Here is a 19666-nt window from a genome sequence, read left to right as displayed (position 1 = left end):
AGGTACTATCTTTAAATCCAAACATTTTTTTAATTTTCAACCATAATTTTTTTATCTTTGATTTTACCGAGAGGAAGCATACTTTGATCACTCACTGGATGTTTACCTTGTATAGCCAAACTTTTTGTTTGGCTATTTTTTTCGCCTCTTTCAGAGGCGTACCGAGAGGAAAGCTCCTTCTCCTCCTCTTGGATATTTTTATTTCCTTTATTTTGATAATTAATATCAAAGGGTTCGTTTTTTTTCCACAAGTAATAAATTGTTAACAATAATTTTTTTTGAACAGCGACAATACCTTTCATTTTGATGCCTGTTCTTTCATAAACTCTAAGGTAAAGGTTCTTAAAAACTGTCCCTTCTGAACCTATTGCTATTAACGATGGCATGTGTAAAATTCGTCTAATCCTTGAGTTTCCCTTTTTCGATATTTTTGTCTTGCCTTTATGAGAACCTGATTGATTTTCTACAACATCATACCCAGAATAACTCACTAGTTGCTTGTAATTTTTAAACAGATTAAATCCATTTGTTTCTGCTATAACAGTAGCTACAGAAAGTATTGATAATCCTCTAACTGTGCAAATATTCTCTACTTTTAATTTTAGCTCCTCATCACTTTTTATGACTTCTTCGATAGCAATTTCTGTCTTTGTTTTTTGCTTTTCTAAGAAACGTATATGGCTTTTCATTTGCTTAATCACATGCTTGTTTGATAAAGCTGATTGTTCTTCTGCATGTAGCTTATTCTTTTCTACCGTAATCGATTCCTGAATGGATTGATACTGTCGTGTTAAAGACCTTAGGCTTACAAAAACATCTTTAGGTCTAATCCATTGAGATAAATTTTGTTCTGCCCCCATTTGTGCCAAACCTTTAGCGTCTATTTTATCATTCTTACTTTTTAAGCCAATAGATTGTAAATACTTTTTTGCTTTGTTTGGTAAAATAATAGAAACTCTATACCCTGCATCATCTAGATAATAAGCAAGTTCTTCGTGATAAACACCAGTAGCTTCTAAGCTAACAACTATTGGAATAGACTCTTTTTTTGTCCATTTATCAATCCATTTTACTAGCTTTAAAAAGCCTGCTTTTGAATTAGAAACACTACAAGAAGACTTAACCTTCACGCTTTGATTACAGTCTATCGTGCTTATACAAGCATCTACTTTTTTACTTGACACATCAAGACCTACTGAAAATTTTAAATTCATAATAAAAGTATTTTTTGCGTAATAATCATTAAAATTTTTCTCTAAGACTTTGCTCATGTAATACAATATCTATAACTAAATTATAGTATTTAGGTACTATTGAATCTTTAAGAAAAAGACTAGGATAGATTTGCCTTTATCAGCATTATCAATCAATGATTGTAACTAGCCCGCAAACAATTTGCTACCCTAGCTTTAATGATTTAACTGTTTAAAAATACAAAGATATGAGCCCGTAATACGCCCAATAACTTTTATCAATTGAAATTACCGCAATAAAACGCCCATTTTTCATTTACAATAATTCCAAATAATAACTGGTATTACTTGCTACTATTCTTCTACCAGTAGTAATCCTGCACGTTTCAATAAGGCTTCTGGCTTTGGTTCTTGTCCTCTAAATTTTTTGTACAATTCCATTGGGGCAATGGTACCTCCTTGACTTAAAACCGTAGCTTTAAAAGAGGCCGCCACCTCCTTATTAAAAATTCCTTTTTCCTTAAAGTAAGCAAAAGCATCAGCGTCTAAAACTTCAGCCCATTTGTAGGAATAATAACCTGAAGAATAACCTCCCTGAAAAATATGACTAAAGGCAGTACTCATGCAATTTTCACTTACATCGGGGTAAAATTTGGTGCCTTTAAATGCGTTAATTTCATGACTTTTTACATCGGTAATTGAAGTAGGGTCTATGCCATGCCACGTCATATCTAACCGACCGAAACTTAACTGACGTAAGGTTTGCATGCCTTCTTGAAAATTGGAAGAGGCTTTAATTTTTTCTACTAAATGCATCGGAATTACTTCACCGGTTTGGTAATGCTTAGCAAAAAGTGCTAAGGCTTCTTCTTCATAACACCAATTTTCTAATAACTGACTTGGTAACTCTACAAAATCCCAATACACGCTAGTACCAGATAAGCTAGCATAAGTTGTATTGGCTAGCATTCCATGTAAAGCATGACCAAACTCGTGAAATAACGTAGTTACTTCATTAAAAGTTAGCAATGAAGGCTTGGTGGCTGTTGGTCGAGTAAAATTACACACAATTGAAATATGTGGTCTTGAATTTTCTCCAGCTGTTATTTGTTGATTTTTATACACCGTCATCCAAGCCCCATCTCGTTTTCCGGGTCTAGGATGAAAGTCAGCGTAAAAAACAGCAATAAAATTGCCTTCAGTATTGGTGACACGATAGGTTTTTACTTCTTCGTGATACACGTCAATGTCATCAACTTCTTCAAATTTTAAATCAAAAAGCTTACCGGCAATGGTAAACATACCTTTAATCACATTTGATAATTCAAAGTAAGGTTTTAATTCTTCTTCGTTTAAATCAAACTTTTTTTGCTTTAATTTTTCAGCATAATAAGCGGCATCCCATTTTTGAAGTTGGTCTATTTGGTCTTGCTCTTTGGCAAAATTACTCAATTCTTCAAATTCTTTAGTGGCCGCTGGTTTTGCCTTATTCAACAGGTCTTCCAGAAAGTTGTTAACCTGGGTTGGTGTTTTAGCCATGCGTTGTTCTAAAACGAAATGAGCGTGGGTTTCGTACCCTAAAAGTTGAGCTCTTTTAAATCTTAAATTAGCTACTTCAAGTACAATTGCTTCATTGTTGTTTGCATTATCTTGAAAGCCTTTTCTTCCAAAAGCAAGTGCCATTTCCTTTCTCAAATCACGGTCTTTCACGTATTTCATAAAAGGCAAATAACTAGGGTAATGTAATGTAAACAAAAAGCCTTCTAGCCCTTTTTCTTTTGCAAGTTGTGCCGCTGTTTCTTTTGCGTCGTCAGGAAGACCCTCTAACTTACTTTCTTCCAAAACAGTTAATTGAAAGTTGTTTGTTTCTGCCAACACATGCTCACCAAACTGTAAAGATAGTTTGGCTAATTCTTGGTCAATTGCTCTAAGTTGCTCTTGTTTATCTTTGGGTAAATTAGCTCCATTTCGCGAAAAATTGGCGTAAGATTCTTCCAACAACTTCGCTTGTTCAGTGCTTAAGGCTAAGGAATCTTTAGTTTCGTAAACCGATTTTACGCGTGCAAATAAAGTTTCATTTAGTATCAAATCGTTACTAAATTCACTTAACCAAGGAGAAACTTGTTGAGCAATCTGCTGAATTTCAGTGCTAGTTTCAGCCGAATTCAAATTAAAAAGAATACTAGCTACGCGGTTTAATTGTTCGCCACTAGCTTCAAGTGCTTCAATGGTATTTTCAAAGCTTGGTGTAGCTGTATTTTCAGTAATCTTGTTAATTTCCTCCTTCGCTTGCCTTAAGGCTTCTCTGAATGCAGGTTCAAAATGCTCCGACTTAATTTTTGAAAAAGGAGCTAAATCGAACTGACTTAACAATGGATTTTGCATAATTTATTTTTTTTGCAAAAGTAGAAAAATGAATAGGGCAATGCGTTTAAAATTCCTTAATTTCAATGACAAAGCAAAAAAATAAGCTAAGATTAAGCAAATTAACTCAACAACTTCAATCACTTTCCTATTTTTGTTACAAATATGCATTTATGAAATCAGATTTAGTAATTCAACATATTGTAGATTGGCTAAAAAACTATCAATCAACAAGTGGTACTGAAGGTTTTGTGATTGGGGTTTCTGGAGGTGTGGATTCTGCATTAACCTCTTCACTTTGCGCAAAAACAGGTTTACGCACCTTGTGTGTAGAAATACCTATACATCAACACCCTGATCAAGTAAGCAGGGCTCAAAAACACATTGCTGAATTGAAAAAGAAATTTACCAATGTAACTCATGTTAAGGTAGATTTAACTCAAACTTTTGAAGCATTGAAAAATGCACTTCCCTCGGCTAATAATCATGAAAATCTTGATTTAAGTTTGGCTAATACACGGGCGCGCTTAAGAATGTCAACGCTCTACTATTTTGCTGGTTTGCATCGGTATTTAGTAGCTGGAACAGGGAACAAAGTAGAAGATTTTGGGGTTGGTTTTTACACTAAATATGGCGATGGCGGAGTTGATTTAAGCCCCATTGCCGATTTGATGAAATCTGAAGTTTTTGAATTAGCTGCCTACTTAGAAGTTATTCCTGAAATTTTAAATGCCGCTCCTACCGACGGGCTTTTTGGCGATAGCAGAACAGATGAAGACCAAATTGGCGCTTCGTATGATGAATTGGAATGGGCCATGAATTATGTTAATCAAAAACAAAATCATGAATTGAATAACAGAGAAGAAGAAGTCCTGCATATTTACAAGAAGCTAAATGCTACTAATCAGCATAAAATGCAAGCTATACCAGTCTGTGACATTCCCGAAATTTTAAAAAATTAACATGCAAGCAACCTGGGATTTATACGTGATGGCAGTAATGTATATGTTTGCTGGCCTAATGCATTTTATTAAACCAAAACCTTATTTGAAGGTCATGCCTCAATTTTTGCCAGCTCACAAAACATTGGTTCTTTTAAGCGGAATTGCCGAAGTTATTTTGGGCGTAGGTATCCTATTTGCCGAAACAAGAAATCTTAGTATTGTTGGAATTGTTGCAATGCTGGTCGTCTTCTTTTTAGTTCACTTCAACATGCTTCGTGGCGGCAAACATGCGGCAGGCGTACCTTTATGGATTTTAATTTTAAGAATACCTCTTCAATTTCTGTTAATTTGGTGGGCAGTAGTATATTGGATATGAGTTTAGAAATAAAACATTTTAACTTACCCAAGGCTGAATTGATTTTTGTGCCCGATTTTTATTCTCCTTCCGTAAGTCAAAAACTGTATGACTATTTATATTCAAGCATAAAATGGCAACATGACCAAATAAAAGTTTTTGGAAAGGTTTATGACCAACCAAGACTTACGGCACTTTATGCTGAAAACAACAAGCCTTATTCCTACTCCAATATCGTGATGCATCCTCATCAATTTACGGATGAATTACTTGAAATGAAGCAGAAAATTGAGGCGTTTTCGAAGGAAAAGTTTACGACTTGTTTATTGAATTTGTACCGAACTGGTCAAGATTCTAATGGTTGGCATGCTGATGATGAAAAAGAATTAGGTAAAAATCCTGTTATTGCTTCGCTTAGTTTTGGCACAAAGCGAAAATTTAAAATGCGAAGAAAAGACAACACAAAAGAAAAATTTGAGCTTGAGTTAACCGATGGAAGTTTGCTCTTGATGAAAGGCGAAACGCAACATTATTGGCATCATCAAATTCCAAAAACAGCAAAGAAAATAACGCCTAGAATTAATTTAACTTTTAGAAACATACAATGAATTATAAAGAGAAATTTACCGAAAGAGAATTAGACAGAATTATTGAAATGGCTTGGGAAGATCGCACTCCGTTTGAAGCTATTGAATTTCAGTTTGGGGTTACCGAAACCGAAGTAATCAAAATAATGGAACATGAAATGAAACGCTCAAGTTTTAGAATGTGGCGTAAACGTGTACAAGGCAGAAAAACCAAACACCGTAAATTGAGAGGCGAAGAAGTAAAAAACTTTAGAAGTAGCCGCCAAAGACATATTTCAGGAAATAAAATTTCTAAGCGTTAGGCGTCTTTTCTAGGGTGATATTTAAGAACAGCTTCTTTTAAGTGACTTCTATCTAAATGCATATAAATTTCTGTGGTGGTTATACTTTCGTGTCCTAACATTTGTTGAATAGCACGCAAGTCGGCTCCATTTTCTAGTAAATGAGTAGCAAAAGAATGCCTAAAACTATGCGGACTAATTTTTTTGTTTAAGTTAGCTTCCTTGACAAGCGATTTAACTATGGTGAAAATCATGGCTCTTGTAAGCTGTTTTCCTCTTCGATTTAAAAATAGTATATCAGAAAATTGTTCATTAATAGGTTGATGCGGTCTAACTTCATTTTTATAGATATTGACCTGTTTGATAGTGTAATTGCCAATAGGAATTAAGCGTTGTTTTTGCCCTTTTCCTTCCACGCGGATAAAAGACTCTTTAAAGAATAAATCAGAAATACGCAATTCAATAAGTTCACTTACGCGCAAACCACAACCGTAAAGCAATTCAATAATAGCTTTATTTCTGTGGCCTTGTGGGTGAGATAAATCAATAGCCGCAATAAGTAAATCTATTTCTGTAGTGCTTAAAGTATCGGGAAGTTTCTTGTCTAACTTAGGACTTTCAATTAAGCTAAGCGGATGGTTTTGACGCAAATCTTCAAAAACCAAATAAGAAAAAAAGCTTTTTAATCCTGAAATAATTCGAGCTTGAGAACGCTTATTTACTTGTTTTGCAACATAATAGATGAAACTTTCTAACGTTTTATGATCAATGCTTAGAGGAGATTCTTCTAAATTAAACTCTTCTAAATAAGCAATAAGTTTTTTGACGTCAAACAAATAATTTTGAATAGAATTAGGACTTAAGCCTCTTTCAAGTTGTAAGTAATTTCTGTATTCCTTTAAAGCCTGCCCCCAAGTCATCAAATTGAATTAAAAAAACAAATATAATTCAAAAAAAATGAAACAAGCTTTATTAAAAAAGCATAAATCTTAAACAAAAATCGACTTCTATATGAATAAAAATTAGATACTTAAAAAATTAATTATCTTTGTATATTAAACTTGAATTATGAATAAAAAGGAAAAAAAAGAATTATTAAAATCATTCAAGGAATATTCTGAAAAGGTTATAGCTTCTAAAAAAGAGTCTAAAAAGTTTTTAGTAAAAACTGGAATACACACTAAAGAAGGTAAGTTAACCAAGCAATACGCAAGCTAAACTTATGTATTCTAGAAAAAGAGGTTTAGTTATTGGCTTTCACGGATGTGACCAAGAAGTCAGGGATGAGATAGTTTCTCAAAAATTAAAGAATTTAAAACCTAGCGAAAATCTCTATGATTGGTTAGGTAATGGAATATATTTTTGGAAAAACAATTACGATAGAGCTCTTCAATATGCTAAAGAAATAAAAAAGAATCCACAAAAAAGCACTTCAAGAATAGAAACCCCATCAGTACTTGGCGCGGTGATTGATTTGGGTTATTGTATGGATTTATTAGATTCTAATTATTTAGAACTTTTAAAAATTGGATATAAACTTCTAACAGAAACTAATAAAAAACACGGCTTAGAAATTCCAAAAAACAAACCAATTGAAAAAAATGGTGACTTATTATTAAGACACCTTGACTGTGCTGTTATAGAAACTGTACATCAATTTATTAAGGAAAACAAGGAATCAAACGAATTTGATTCTGTACGTGGAGTTTTCTTTGAAGGAAATGAATTATATAAGAATGCAGGTTTTAAAGAAAAAAACCATATTCAAATAGCCATTAGAAATCCAAACTGTATAAAAGGCTATTTTATACCAAGAATACTAAACGAGAAATACCCTAAAACCTAAATAAATGAAAATTCACATTATAAATGGCCCAAACCTAAATCTCTTAGGAAAAAGAGAGCCTGAAATTTATGGAAAGATGAGCTTTAACGATTATTTTACAGAGCTTCAGTTCAAGTATAAGTCGGTAGAAATTTCTTATTTTCAATCAAACATAGAAGGAGAATTAATTTCTGAAATTCAAGAAGCAGACCACAATGTAGATGGAATTATTCTCAATGCTGCTGCTTACACGCATACATCAATTGCTATTGCTGATGCTGTAAAAGCCATTGAAACTCCGGTTATTGAAGTTCATATTTCAAATATTTATGCGCGTGAAGACTTCAGAAAAAAATCTTATATTAGCCGAAGTGCAATAGGAGTAATTGCCGGTTTTGGTTTAAAAAGTTACGAGCTAGCCGTAGAAAGCCTTATTGAATAAGCGCTTATTTACAAGCTTTTAAAAACATCTAAAAATTCAATAATGCTTTTACAATTTAAATTATTTAATAAAAAAACTATGAAAAGAATTCTAATTTGCGTAAGTCTAATTGTAACTTTTATTGCTTGTAAATCAAGTAAAGAAATCAATAAAAACAAGATGCTTTTTGAAGGCTGTCCAGAAGGAGGTGAATGTACATTCGAAATGATTGAAAATACACGTGTTTTTATGGCTGGTGACGAGCAAATGGGGTATTTCCCGAAACTTGAAAACAGCGAAAGTACACATACCGTTAAAATCTCCTACATAAAAGAGACGGAGGAAGGAATTATGGATGATGAGTACAGAGAGGTCTTTTATTTTTCTATCGGTCAAGAAGAAAGCCAAATGAGGCTTACCAATGAAAATCTTGAAAAGGCAAGTTTAATATACGGAAGGATTTGCGCCTGCAGAGGGCAAACTGGTTACGAAAAAATCAATCAAGGCACCCTAAAAGTTAATCTAACTAAACACTACAATAAAGTTGATTTTAAGATTAAAACTAAAAAATTTCCTATTTTAATGAGTGAAGCCAAAATTGAAAAACCAAACTAAAAAGAAAGTTTTAGTTAAACAGCTATTCACCTATTTTACCAATTTGATTATTAAATTGGTCGTTGCTTAATTCAACTTTTTTTGAAGCGAAGAAAGCAAAGCTTCAGTTTTTGAGGAAGAAACATAGTATCGCTCATTGTTATGCTTTAGTTGAAACGAAATACAAGGCCTAAAACCAATTCTAAATAAAGTTCGATTGCCGCTTCCTTGCTTATTTCCAAACCCAAACCACCAAGGTAACTTTTCAATTTGAAGGCTTTTTGCATCAATTTGATGTAAAAGAAATTCGTTGGTATTGAAATTAAAACCCATACTTATTAAAAGTTCCTTTTCTGTTACTTCAACTTTCATTTTACCCACCATATACATAAAAAAACTAAGTAAAAGCAGCGTAGCTAAAAGCATAATAGCCAAACCAGAGTTTTCTCTATTAAGCATAGCTACAAAAATAGCCATCCCTGTCAAGGCAATAAAAATAACATACAAAAACACAAAAGTGTAGTTATACTGAGTTTCTGAATAATTATTAGCCTGTTCATTCATTTGTTTACCAATTTATAAGTTGTTGTATTTTTTCTTTCACTTTAGCTGTTGAAGGAATCATTGTTTCTTCCAATGTTGAATTTAGTGGTATTGCAGGCATATTTTCTGAACCAATCGTCATTACAGGACCATCTAAATACTTGAAACATTCCTCTTGAATTTTTCCTGAAAGCGCTCTAGCAAACGAATTGTCTGAAGGTTCTTCAGTCACCACCAAACACTTTCCTGTTTTTTTCACTGATTCTATTATGGTTGCTTCATCAAGTGGATGTAAAGTTCGTAAATCTACAATTTCTAGTTGGTTTTTTAGACCTAATTCTTCAGCTGCATTCATTGCCCAATGAACTCCCATTCCATAAGTAATAATGCTCATGGTATCTTGATTTTCTTGTGGCCATATTTCATTCAATATCCAAGCTTTTCCAAAGGGAAGCACATAATCTTCGGCAGGTTCAACCGAGGTAGCTCCTTTTGTTCCAGGAACTTTACTCCAATACAAACCTTTGTGCTCAAAAATCACTACCGGATTTGGATCGTGATAAGCTGCTTTCATCAAGCCTTTTAAATCGGCTCCATTACTTGGATAAGCAATTTTTAGTCCTCGAATATTAGTCACTACACTTTCTACCGAAGAAGAATGGTAAGGCCCACCGCTTCCATAAGCTCCAATCGGTACTCTTAAAATCATTGAAACTGGCCATTTTCCATTCGACAAATAACAGCTTCTACTTACTTCTGTAAACAATTGATTAAGTCCTGGCCAGATATAATCAGCAAACTGAACTTCAACAATGGGTTTTAAACCAACCGCCGACATACCAACGGTAGATCCAACAATAAAAGCTTCTTGTATAGGTGTATTAAACACCCGGTGATCACCAAATTTTTGAGCTAAAGTAGCAGCTTCCCTAAAAACTCCGCCTAATCTTCCACCCACATCTTGACCATAAAGTAAACATTCTGGTTCAGATTTCATTAATTCTTCAATAGCAAAAAGTGCGCAATCTACCATCACCACTTTTTCCGCACCTTTTGGAGAACGAGTTCCGCTTTCTTCAGTAATTGAAGTAGGTGCAAAATCATGGGTAAACAAATCTTCTGGAGCGGGATCTTCTGCTTGTAAAGCTAACTGATAGTCTTTTTCAACATTGGCTTTTACCGCCGCTTCCATAGCCTGTATTTCATCATTTGTAAATCCATTTTTCAACATCTGCCTAATTAAAACAGGATAAGGGTCTCTTGTTTTAGAGTCTTCCAAGTCGTCTCTATAAAACTCCATTCGAACTCCCGAAGTATGGTGATTTAATAAAGGACAAGTAGCATGCACCAAGAAGGGTCTGCGCTCTTCTCGAACGGTTTTCAATACTTGCTGAAAGGCTTTATACGAAGTTTCGAAGTCTGTTCCATCAATGCTAATAGCTTCTAAACCGTGAAATCCTTTGGCATATTCAAAAGCGTTTTGCGCGCGTGTTTCTTCGGCGTTTGCCGAAATATCCCAACCATTGTCTTGTACTAAATAAATAATAGGCAATTGCTTTAAAGCCGCCATTTGAAGGGCTTCTGCAATTTCTCCTTCGGTTACTGAAGCATCGCCTAAGGAACAGACCACCACAGGTTTCTCCTTTTGATTATAAGTGAATGGCGTGGCTTTATTTTCTTTGTACCAAAACCCCATCGCGGCACCCGTAGCTGGAATGGCTTGCATTCCCGTGGCTGAACTTTGATGTGGAATTTTCGGTTTGTCGTCATCTCGTAAACTAGGATGCGAATAATACGTTCTTCCGCCAGAAAAAGGATCATCTTTTTTGGCTAATAGCTGAAGCATCAAGTCTTTCGGTTGCATGCCTAGGGCAAGTAAGATTGAATCGTCTCTGTAATACGGATAGACATAATCTTGAGGAAGCAACTGCATTCCAACAGCGGTTTGAATTACCTCATGCCCTCTGGAAGTGGCGTGTACGTATTTAGAAACTACTTTAAAATTTTGTTCGTAAAGCTCAGCCATGGCTTTTGCTGTGGCCACGTTGTTGAATGCTTTTTTATATATTTCTTTGTCCATTTGTATTTGATTAAATACTTTTTACAATTTTATCTCGTAATTTAGGGGCGATTTTATTCACAAAATCAGTATATTACTATTTCACACAGAGCGCACAGAGAAATTCGCAAAGTTTCGCAGAGAGTTTTTAGCTCCAAATCCTGTAAATACTCAAAAAATTAACTTCTCATTCCATAATTTAAACATTGTTTTCTTTGCATGAAACATTTGACTACATACTTTTTAATTTTCTATTCCATTAGCAATTCTATGAATGCCTGATTTTAAAACTTTTGTATTGAAATTCATTAAAAGCCCTAACTTTTTATCAGACAATTTAAGGTAAGTTAAAAGTTGTGAGTAATGAACTGGTGCTAAATTCTCAACTGATTTAATTTCAATGATAATAGTATCTTCTACAAGTAAATCTATTCTATAACCAACGTCCATTTTAACTTCTTTATAAACAAATGGCATTGGTAATTGTTGTAAAACTTTGAAACCTTTTTCCCTTAAATCATAAGCTAAGGCATTTTCATAAGTTGACTCCAACAACCCAGGGCCTACAGATTTATGAATATCTATAGCTGTCCCAATTATTTGGTATGACAGTTCGTTTAAATTCATTTCCTATACTTTGTGTTCTTTGCGAAAAACTTTGTGTTCTCTGCGTGAAACAAAACTAAATCTATCTCAATTTTCACCTTTTCTCCTCCAAATAATCTGCAATTCTTCTTAAAAAGCTTCCTGCCAAAAACCCATCTACAATTCGATGGTCAAAAGAAAGCGAAAGATACATCATCTGACGAATTTCAATTTTATCTCCCTCCTTATACTCCATAACTTCGGCCCGTTTTTTAATAATTCCGGTAGCCAAAATAGCCGCTTCTGGCTGATTGATAATTGGTGTGCCCATTAAACTTCCAAAGGTACCCACGTTAGAAATAGTAAAGCTACTCCCTTTGGTTTCATCAGAAGTTAATTGATTATCACGCGCCTTTTTCGCTAAGGCATTCACTTCCTCAGCCAATTCTTCTAAATTCTTTTGGTCGGCATTTTTTACTACAGGCACAATTAAATTCCCAGAGGGTAGCGCCGTTGCCATCCCAATATTAATAGCTTCTTTCACAATGATGTTCTTTCCATCTAAGGATGAATTAATCATTGGAAAGTCTTGAATGGCTTTAGTTACCGCTTGAATAAACAAGGGAGTAAAGGTTAACTTCTGACCGGTCTTTTCTAAAAACGAAGCTTTGTTAGCGTTTCGCCAATTGACTAAGTCTGTTAAATCTGCTTCTACATAAGCAGTAACATGTGGCGAAGTATGCTTAGAAAACACCATGTGGTCGGCAATCATTTGACGCATTCTGTCCATTTCCACGAGCTTCCCTTTCCCTTTATCCAACTTAAGATCAGGCACTTTAAAACCAACTTCTTTTTCAATAATGGTCTGGCTAAATTGATACGGACGTCCCGCATCAATATAATCAAAAACATCCGATTTCTTTAACCTACCCTCGTTTCCCGTAGCCGGAATTCGTGCTAATTCTTCATAGCTAATGTGATATTCTTGCGCAATTTTTTCAACTAACGGTGAAAAAAATCGCTGTTCACCTTTAGGTCTTCCTTGGTCATTAGTAAGTTGGGTAAATTCGTTACTGAATTTAGTATTTTTTGAAGGCGAAGTTTTTGGTTGAAAAGTTTTAGCAGATGGAGAAGAACTTGTTTTTGAATCTGATTGTTTTTCAGAAGGTGATTTTTTCTTTTGAATTTGTTTTTCAGTTGAAGCTTCTAAAACGGCAATTACTTCACCAATTTTCACGTTTTCTTTAGCTTGAAATTTGATTTCTAGAAGTTTTCCAGAGCAAGGTGCAGGAACTTCGTTATCTACTTTGTCCGTACCAACTTCAACCAAGGTGTCTCCTTCATTAAAAGATTCTCCTTCTTGTACCAACCAGTTTAAGATGGTTCCTTCGGTGATGCTTTCCCCCATTTTAGGGAGCTTAAATTCAATTTTATTTGTTGTGTCTGTACTCATTCTTTATCTAATTCCTTAGGCTAATTTAATCCATTAAATGAACTTTAAAGTTAGCTTTATTTTTTTCGAAATGTGTTTAGAGTTTCATAAAAATCCTCCTGTGTTGGTCGGTTTTTTGGTATTTCTCTTAAGGGTTTCACTTCCTGCATACTTTCCTGACAATCGGCAGGCAATCGCTGATAAAGCTTTGTTCCTGCAGTTTTCCACTGCATCATTTCATCGGAGACTTGCTTAATGATTTTAGCAGGATTACCTACCACTAAAGAACGCGCTGGAATTTGCATTTCAGCTTTCACAAAACTCAACGCACCTATTATAGACTCTTTGCCTACTGAAGCATCATCCATAATCACGGCATTCATTCCAATCAAGCAGTTTTCACCTAAGTTAGCTCCATGAATAATTGCTCCATGCCCCACATGTGCACCTTTTTTTAAGGTAATACTTTTTCCAGGAAACATGTGTACGGTGCAATTTTCTTGAACATTAACTCCATCTTCTAAGATAATCTCGCCCCAATCTCCACGAATAACTGCACTTGGCCCAACATAGCAATGTTTTCCAATAATTACATTTCCGATTAAGGTAGCTTGCGGATGAATAAATGAAGATTCATCGACAACAGGTATATGTCCTTTGAAGCTGTAAATCATTTTTATTTAAAACGTTTTAATTTCTCCTTAGTAAATTCGCCTAAAACAAGTTTACCACTAATTTTAGCTCTTTCCATAAGCAACTCATCCCAATCTTCAGTACCTCGCCAAAACATTTGTTTCATGTGTTTCACGGCTTCAGGATTATAATTCGTGAGGTTTTGCGCAAATTCTTCAACCGCTTCATCAAGTGCTTCAGTCGATTCAAAAACTTGTGCGTAAAGTCCTTTTTGGCGCGCCCATTCGGCTTCGTAAAAGCTATTTGCATCGATAGCAATTTGCGACATACCACTTACGCCCAATTTACGTTCAACGGCGGGACCAACAACAAATGGACCAATACCAATGTTTAATTCGCTTAACTTAATGGCTGCATAGTTAGTAGCCATGCAATAATCCATAGCCGAAGCTAAACCAACGCCACCGCCAACAACTTTTCCTTGCACACGACCAATGATAAATTTTGGACACTTTCGCATGGCATTAATGACATTAGCAAAACCGCTGAAAAATTGCTCACCAGTCTCTTCATCCTGAATATTGATTAACTCTTTGAAGCTTGCTCCCGCACAAAAAGTACGATCGCCGCCAGATTTTAGAATGATGACTAAAACCTCTTCATTTTGACCAATTTCTGTAATCGTAGTTGTCAATTTTGCTAAAATATCACTTGGCAGGGAGTTATGAGCAGGGTGAAAAAATTCAATAGTCGCTATTTGATTATTAATTTCAGATTTTACGTAGGCTTGTGTCATAAGTATAAAATTTACTAAATCGATATAGAAAAATCCCAAAACTAAGGATTGTTAGACTAAACTACAAGTTTTTGACAGGAATAAGAATGAATTAAAAAGTGATGTTATTTTAATAAAAAAACAAATTACTTAATTAGGTAAACTCGGCATAAGTTTTTTATAAATAAGCAACAAAAGACTTATCAAACTAACTGCATCAAAGGTTTTTTAGTTTGTTTAGCCCACAAAAATCTTTTATGAAAACTTGCTTGGTATTAACTTAAAATATTATTTTTATGAAGAATTTAGAATTAACGCAAATGGAAGATTTGCAAGGGGGTGGTCCTTGTTTTAATGAAGTAGCGTGTGGTACAATTGCTGTAGCTGCTGGTTTTTTTGCTCCAGTTGTCGGATCTATAGCAATAAGTGGTGTTTGCATGTTTTTAGTAGAGAGTGATGGTGGTGAAACAAATGGAGGTGCAGAATGGCGGTAATAATTTTTATTTTATGAAGAAAACAGAAAGAAGATTAATTTTCATATTACCAACAATACCTATATTTTTAATAGTTGGTATTAAAATTGCCATGATTTATTTAATCCTAGTTAACATATTGATTTATATTTATGAAAATAGAAAAAAATTGATAGGAAAAATTAATTAATACAACACTCGGTTACTAGGCTGCAAACAATTGTTGAATCTTTATACGAATGATAAAAATACATTTCAAAGAATAGCGACTTTTATTGTGTTTTTTGAATCATTATTAATTTTTAAAAAAACATCTAATAGCCTTAGAGTTTTTTTATTTTTAATCACTGATGCAATCAAAATGATTTTAAAATTTATTTAAACATCCTTCATGAATAAACACCTTTTCATCTTTTGTCTCTTAATTTCTGGTTTGGGTTGGAGTCAGTCTAATCAAGAAGTGTTTTTTTACAGCGCTGATTTTGAACGTACATTAAGTTTTGCTGAAGAGGTTAATCGTCCAATTTTTATTGATTTCTATGCTGTTTGGTGTGGTCCCTGCCGAAAGATGTCTAAGGAAGTTTTCACAGATCCTAAAATTGCTAGTTTTTTCAATGCCAACTTTATCAACAAAAAAATCAATGTAGAAAAGGGAGAGGGAATTGAATTAGCTAAAAAGTTCAAAGTAAAATCCTATCCCAATTTAGTTTTTTTAAATTCAGAAGGAGAGGTCATCCTTAAAGCAAAAGGCTATAAAAATGCAAGAAAATTGAAACGTTTAGCTATTAAAGCTTTAAAGAAAATGTAGTAATACCATTTATCAATTGAAATTACCGCAATAAAACGCCCTTTTTCCCTTTCTGTTTCATTATAAAAAGAAACCATAGCTATGGCTATGCTTGATTTTTCTAATTTACATAAAGAAAAAAATCTTTCCCGAAACGGTAGGGACCGGCTATTTTCTTTTACAGCAATTTCAAATAATAACTGGTATAAAGTTTATTATGCACTTTTAATTAACTACCAATCCCAAGAATTCTAATGTTATCTTGCTAGATTCTTCGAGTTCTTTAGATAGCTTTTCATGATACAATTGCTTAATTTTTTCAAGTGTCTGCTTGTCTTTTTCTAATAAGGACTTGGTTTTTTCAATTTTTTCTAATCTTGATTTAATTAATTTTTTCTGTTTGCTTTCTTTGTTATTGTCCTGCTTACTTAATTTTAACGTAGTTAGATTTTTAGAATAATTTCTTAACACCTTTTCTTCATTAAAATTCTCATTTTTATCCTCTTTAGTCTTTTTACCTGTTTTTTCTTCTTCTGGCAAATCGTTAAAAAGATTATATTGATTATTACTCATCTACTTTCTATTTAAACATTAATTTTACCTCACTCCGTGCATTAATTTCTTCAGTAAGGGATTAAGTATAATGGCTAAAAAGCCAATTCCTGCGGGGACTAAAGTAAAAATTAAGAAGAAAGTCGTCATGGAATATTCTTCCGTAATTTCATCAATTTTCCCACCCATGGTTCCTGCAATTTTGTTTCCAATAGCAATAGCAATGTACCAAACTCCAAACATCATAGCAATCATTCTTCCAGGAACTAATTTACTAATGTAGGATAAAGCTACAGGTGATAAGCATAATTCTCCTAAAGTATGAAACAAATAAGCTAAGACAAGCCAGATGATACTTACGGAAGCTACTTTAGCCCCTTGTTCAATTCCAAGTGAACCAAAAGCTAACGCCCCAAAACCTAAACCGAGTAAGATAAGGCCCATTCCGTATTTCATTGCTCCTGAAGGGTTGCGTTTACTTTCCCACCATTTAGAAAATAATGGCGCAAACATGATAATGAACAAGGAATTCAGAATTAAAAACCAAGTGGCTGGAATTTCAATTTCATTTTCTTTAATTTCTTTAATTTCTGCATTGACAATTCCAGTGCTTTCTCCTTCTGGAGTGGCTTCGCGAATTGTTTGTTCGGTGGATTCGTTCAAGTAAATATAATTTCCTTTTTTATCTACATCAATCACTTTCATTTGATCGCCAATGCTAAATTCAATAGGTTCTATTATCGTTACTTCGCGTTTTACTACTTCATCAGAAGCAACTAAGTTATAGTCTTCCGTGATTGGAATAACTTCTATTTCTGGATTTCCTTCTTCGTCTAAAACAGGCTGGCCTTGTTCGTCAACAACAGCTTTTTCTACTACTTCATAATGAGCAATATAAGCCGAAGAGTTTAAATCACGATTAATCATCCAAACTACTAATCCCCAAATAATAACAAAACTTAATCCTAGGGTAATATTGGCTATGGGGTAATTTTTAAAGGTTTGCTTAAAAAGTAAAATAAGTACCCAAGTAATGATGGCTACAGGAACAGTGGTAATTAAAATGTTGGCAATTAAAAAAGCAGTTGCCCAGCCTCCAGACATCACACGATTGGTATAATCTTTTGCAAAGATGGTCATGGAACCGCCAGCTTGTTCAAAAGCAGCCCAGAAACAAACGGTGAAAACAGCAAAGAAAATAATGGCAATCATACGGTCACGAATGATAGACGGATAACGAACTATTCGCAATATCAACACCAACAAGAAACTAACCAATCCTGCTATTGCTGTTTGATTAGACAAATCAACACCCCCAAATTCTAAAAAGTTGAAATTACCTATTTTGGAAGTAGGGTCATTAATAATCCAAAGTAAACCAAAAGCTACTGATAAGGCGATTAAAATTTTATCCAATAAATTAAATGGATTTAAACGATCTCCTTCAAATTCTAATTTAGCTTGTTGAGCTTCTTCGTTAGTATCTTCGTCTTTAGTAGGTTTTTTGCCAGCATTACCAAAAATATTTCTAGCAAAATAAAATTGAAGCATACCAAACAGCATAAACACTCCAGCTAAGCCAAAACCATAGCTCCAGCCAACTTTTTCTCCTAAGTAGCCACATAATAAGATTCCTAGAAAAGCTCCCGCATTTACACCCATGTAAAAGATAGTAAAAGCACCGTCTTTTTTTTCAGGATGTTTTTGGTATAATTCGGAAATAATTGAGGTTATGTTCGGTTTAAAAAATCCATTTCCAATGATAAGACCTGCAATACCTAAATACATGAAAATGTGTGCAATTTCTATAGCCATAAAAGCATGACCAAGAGTCATAATTAAAGCACCTACTATTACAGCTTTTTGGTAGCCCATGTATCTATCGGCTAAATATCCACCTAAAATTGGGGTTAAATAGACTAATGCTGTATAAGTACCATAAAGTGCTAACGCATGTTCTCTTGGCCAATCCCAGCCGCCTAGACCAAAAGAACTGACTAAAAACAATACTAAAATGGCACGCATTCCATAATAAGAAAAACGCTCCCACATCTCAGTAAAAAATAATACAAATAATCCTGCAGGATGCCCTAGTACTTGTTTATCAAAAAAATTGAAAGGCTGTTTGTGTTCAAGGTTGGTTTTCATCTATTTTGCATCTATTTTATTAGACTGCAAAATAAAACATTTCTACAAAAAAAATAAATATTACATAATAAAAGAAATAGATTGTCTGACTTGAATAGAATAATTCGAATATAGGTCCTCTGTAAATGATTAAAGTTGTAGTTGAATGAAGGCTTGGTATAACTTTTCTGAAAAAACATTAATTATAAAAAAGCCTGCTTTGCAGCAGGCTTGAAATAAACTAAAGTGAATTTAGTCTTTCGACTAAATCGCCTAATTTTTGATCAATATCTTGATTGACTTTTTTTAAGTGTTTTTTTCGATTTTCAACTTCTTTATTGTTGATTTTAGAAATTAACTCGTCAAAAGCTGCAATACTGTCATCAATGAGTTCATCAGTTTTAGAACTATCTTCTTTTGAATTCACCATCTGATGAATCATTGTCCCTTCAATAACTTCTCCTATAGCGTTATTTAGGTCTCTTTTTAATTGTTTAATACTTGCCATTCTACAAAATTTTGTTGCTACAAAAGTAGTGTATTTTGTTGCTTAAAATAAATTATTTAGCCCAATTATAGACATATTTGACAAAAAATGGAGTAGCCGTGGTGTCTGCCACAACTTTACTCATAAATAAGGTTTTAAAAATATCTCCTACTACATTAGCATTGATGTAAGTAGAATCGGTAATTCTTCCGTTGGTAACATCGGTATTCGTGCATTCCTCTCTCTATCGGTCGTCGGATGCAGGTGCATAATCTAACATCATATCCGATTCAATACATTGTTTTTCTAGGCTATCAAATATTGGGTTGATTTTGTTGTTCATCCATTATGTAGCTTAATCCGTATAATTTATTACAACACATACCATTAAACAATTGAAACTACCGCCATAAAACACCCTTTTTCCGTACCCCAAATTTAAAAAGTCAAGATGAACAACATAAAAAATCCCACTTAGTTAGGTGGGATTTTCTATTGGCCAAAAAAAGGATGAAAGCGTAATTCAAATAGACACACTGTCTTTGTATATTTTGATGGTTTTCATTGCGCTGCTTTCTTTCTACAAATTTAGAAGGTGTTGTAGTTTAAAAATATACCCCTTAATGGGTATATTTTGTTAAAATTTGGA

The 19666-nt window shown here is 33.9% G+C and carries 22 protein-coding genes; 10 read left to right on the top strand and 12 right to left on the bottom strand.

Annotated features, from left to right (window positions below; genetic code table 11):
* Positions 1-29: 29 nt before the first annotated feature.
* The gene (locus G7034_RS07785; RefSeq protein WP_166399234.1) at positions 30-1214 is read right to left on the bottom strand and encodes an IS110 family transposase; all 1185 of its coding nucleotides are present in this window, start codon (positions 1212-1214) and stop codon (positions 30-32) included.
* A gap of 333 nt (positions 1215-1547) precedes the next feature.
* Entirely contained in the window at positions 1548-3578 is a 2031-nt protein-coding gene (locus G7034_RS07780; protein ID WP_166400404.1) for a M3 family metallopeptidase, read from the bottom strand.
* Positions 3579-3730: 152 nt separating this feature from the next.
* On the opposite strand from G7034_RS07780, the gene nadE reads away from it, so the two are divergent.
* Genes nadE through G7034_RS07760 form a run of 4 tightly spaced genes read left to right on the top strand, consistent with a single transcriptional unit; the run spans position 3731 to position 5745 of the window.
* Positions 3731-4519 (top strand): NAD(+) synthase, encoded by a 789-nt coding sequence (gene nadE, locus G7034_RS07775; RefSeq protein ID WP_166400403.1) that lies wholly within the window; start codon positions 3731-3733, stop codon positions 4517-4519.
* Between the two features lies 1 nt (position 4520).
* On the top strand, positions 4521-4877 hold the full coding sequence (locus G7034_RS07770) for a DoxX family protein (protein ID WP_166400402.1): 357 nt from the start codon (positions 4521-4523) through the stop codon (positions 4875-4877).
* Positions 4874-5464, top strand: a complete 591-nt coding sequence (locus G7034_RS07765; RefSeq protein WP_166400401.1) for an alpha-ketoglutarate-dependent dioxygenase AlkB family protein — start codon at positions 4874-4876, stop codon at positions 5462-5464. The genes G7034_RS07770 and G7034_RS07765 overlap by 4 nt, the downstream gene beginning before the upstream one ends.
* Positions 5461-5745 carry a TIGR03643 family protein gene (locus tag G7034_RS07760; RefSeq protein WP_166400400.1) on the top strand — a complete coding sequence of 95 codons (285 nt, stop codon included), beginning with the start codon at positions 5461-5463 and terminating at the stop codon, positions 5743-5745. Before G7034_RS07765 ends, G7034_RS07760 begins: the two co-directional genes overlap by 4 nt.
* Here the strand turns inward: G7034_RS07760 and xerA are convergent.
* Positions 5742-6644 carry a site-specific tyrosine recombinase/integron integrase gene (xerA, locus tag G7034_RS07755; RefSeq protein WP_166400399.1) on the bottom strand — a complete coding sequence of 301 codons (903 nt, stop codon included), beginning with the start codon at positions 6642-6644 and terminating at the stop codon, positions 5742-5744. The genes G7034_RS07760 and xerA overlap by 4 nt on opposite strands.
* Before the next feature lie 148 nt (positions 6645-6792).
* On the opposite strand from xerA, the gene G7034_RS07750 reads away from it, so the two are divergent.
* The 4 genes from G7034_RS07750 to G7034_RS07735 all read left to right on the top strand — a co-directional run bounded on the left by G7034_RS07750 (position 6793) and on the right by G7034_RS07735 (position 8585).
* Positions 6793-6942: a hypothetical protein gene (locus tag G7034_RS07750; protein ID WP_166400398.1), complete on the top strand. Its 150-nt coding sequence runs from the start codon at positions 6793-6795 to the stop codon at positions 6940-6942.
* A gap of 4 nt (positions 6943-6946) precedes the next feature.
* Positions 6947-7570 (top strand): hypothetical protein, encoded by a 624-nt coding sequence (locus G7034_RS07745; protein ID WP_166400397.1) that lies wholly within the window; start codon positions 6947-6949, stop codon positions 7568-7570.
* 4 nt (positions 7571-7574) lie between these two features.
* On the top strand, positions 7575-7991 hold the full coding sequence (gene aroQ, locus G7034_RS07740; protein ID WP_166400396.1) for a type II 3-dehydroquinate dehydratase: 417 nt from the start codon (positions 7575-7577) through the stop codon (positions 7989-7991).
* A gap of 78 nt (positions 7992-8069) precedes the next feature.
* Positions 8070-8585, top strand: a complete 516-nt coding sequence (locus tag G7034_RS07735; RefSeq protein ID WP_166400395.1) for a hypothetical protein — start codon at positions 8070-8072, stop codon at positions 8583-8585.
* A 66-nt stretch (positions 8586-8651) separates the two neighbouring features.
* Here the strand turns inward: G7034_RS07735 and G7034_RS07730 are convergent, their stop codons facing one another.
* The 6 genes from G7034_RS07730 to G7034_RS07705 all read right to left on the bottom strand — a co-directional run bounded on the left by G7034_RS07730 (position 8652) and on the right by G7034_RS07705 (position 14612).
* Positions 8652-9128, bottom strand: coding sequence for a hypothetical protein (locus G7034_RS07730; protein WP_166400394.1), 477 nt, complete (start codon positions 9126-9128; stop codon positions 8652-8654).
* Between the two features lie 4 nt (positions 9129-9132).
* Complete coding sequence (locus G7034_RS07725) at positions 9133-11187, bottom strand: alpha-ketoacid dehydrogenase subunit alpha/beta (protein ID WP_187349884.1); 2055 nt, start codon at positions 11185-11187, stop codon at positions 9133-9135.
* Positions 11188-11409: 222 nt separating this feature from the next.
* On the bottom strand, positions 11410-11793 hold the full coding sequence (locus tag G7034_RS07720) for a GxxExxY protein (protein WP_166400393.1): 384 nt from the start codon (positions 11791-11793) through the stop codon (positions 11410-11412).
* A gap of 73 nt (positions 11794-11866) precedes the next feature.
* Positions 11867-13204, bottom strand: coding sequence for a dihydrolipoamide acetyltransferase family protein (locus tag G7034_RS07715; protein WP_166400392.1), 1338 nt, complete (start codon positions 13202-13204; stop codon positions 11867-11869).
* A 56-nt stretch (positions 13205-13260) separates the two neighbouring features.
* A complete protein-coding gene (locus G7034_RS07710) occupies positions 13261-13857 on the bottom strand; it encodes an acyltransferase (RefSeq protein WP_166400391.1) in 597 nt (198 codons plus the stop codon).
* A gap of 2 nt (positions 13858-13859) precedes the next feature.
* Entirely contained in the window at positions 13860-14612 is a 753-nt protein-coding gene (locus G7034_RS07705; protein WP_166400390.1) for an enoyl-CoA hydratase/isomerase family protein, read from the bottom strand.
* A gap of 275 nt (positions 14613-14887) precedes the next feature.
* Here G7034_RS07705 and G7034_RS07700 point away from each other — a divergent pair, with 275 nt between their 5' ends.
* Together G7034_RS07700 and G7034_RS07695 are read left to right on the top strand one after the other, a co-directional pair.
* Positions 14888-15085 (top strand): hypothetical protein, encoded by a 198-nt coding sequence (locus G7034_RS07700; protein WP_166400389.1) that lies wholly within the window; start codon positions 14888-14890, stop codon positions 15083-15085.
* A gap of 370 nt (positions 15086-15455) precedes the next feature.
* Entirely contained in the window at positions 15456-15872 is a 417-nt protein-coding gene (locus G7034_RS07695) for a thioredoxin family protein (RefSeq protein ID WP_166400388.1), read from the top strand.
* A 204-nt stretch (positions 15873-16076) separates the two neighbouring features.
* On the opposite strand, the gene G7034_RS07690 is transcribed toward G7034_RS07695, so the two are convergent.
* From G7034_RS07690 to G7034_RS07680, 3 genes are all read right to left on the bottom strand, one after another.
* Positions 16077-16424, bottom strand: coding sequence for a hypothetical protein (locus tag G7034_RS07690; protein ID WP_166400387.1), 348 nt, complete (start codon positions 16422-16424; stop codon positions 16077-16079).
* 24 nt (positions 16425-16448) lie between these two features.
* On the bottom strand, positions 16449-18551 hold the full coding sequence (locus G7034_RS07685; RefSeq protein WP_166400386.1) for a peptide MFS transporter: 2103 nt from the start codon (positions 18549-18551) through the stop codon (positions 16449-16451).
* A gap of 220 nt (positions 18552-18771) precedes the next feature.
* Complete coding sequence (locus G7034_RS07680; protein ID WP_166400385.1) at positions 18772-19038, bottom strand: hypothetical protein; 267 nt, start codon at positions 19036-19038, stop codon at positions 18772-18774.
* Between the last annotated feature and the right edge of the window lie 628 nt (positions 19039-19666).

The sequence above is a fragment of the Psychroflexus maritimus genome (assembly GCF_011089875.1).
Classification (GTDB): Bacteria; Bacteroidota; Bacteroidia; order Flavobacteriales; family Flavobacteriaceae; genus Psychroflexus; species Psychroflexus maritimus.
Note: the sequence above shows the minus strand (reverse complement) of the source record. Positions and strands in the feature narration are given on the sequence as shown.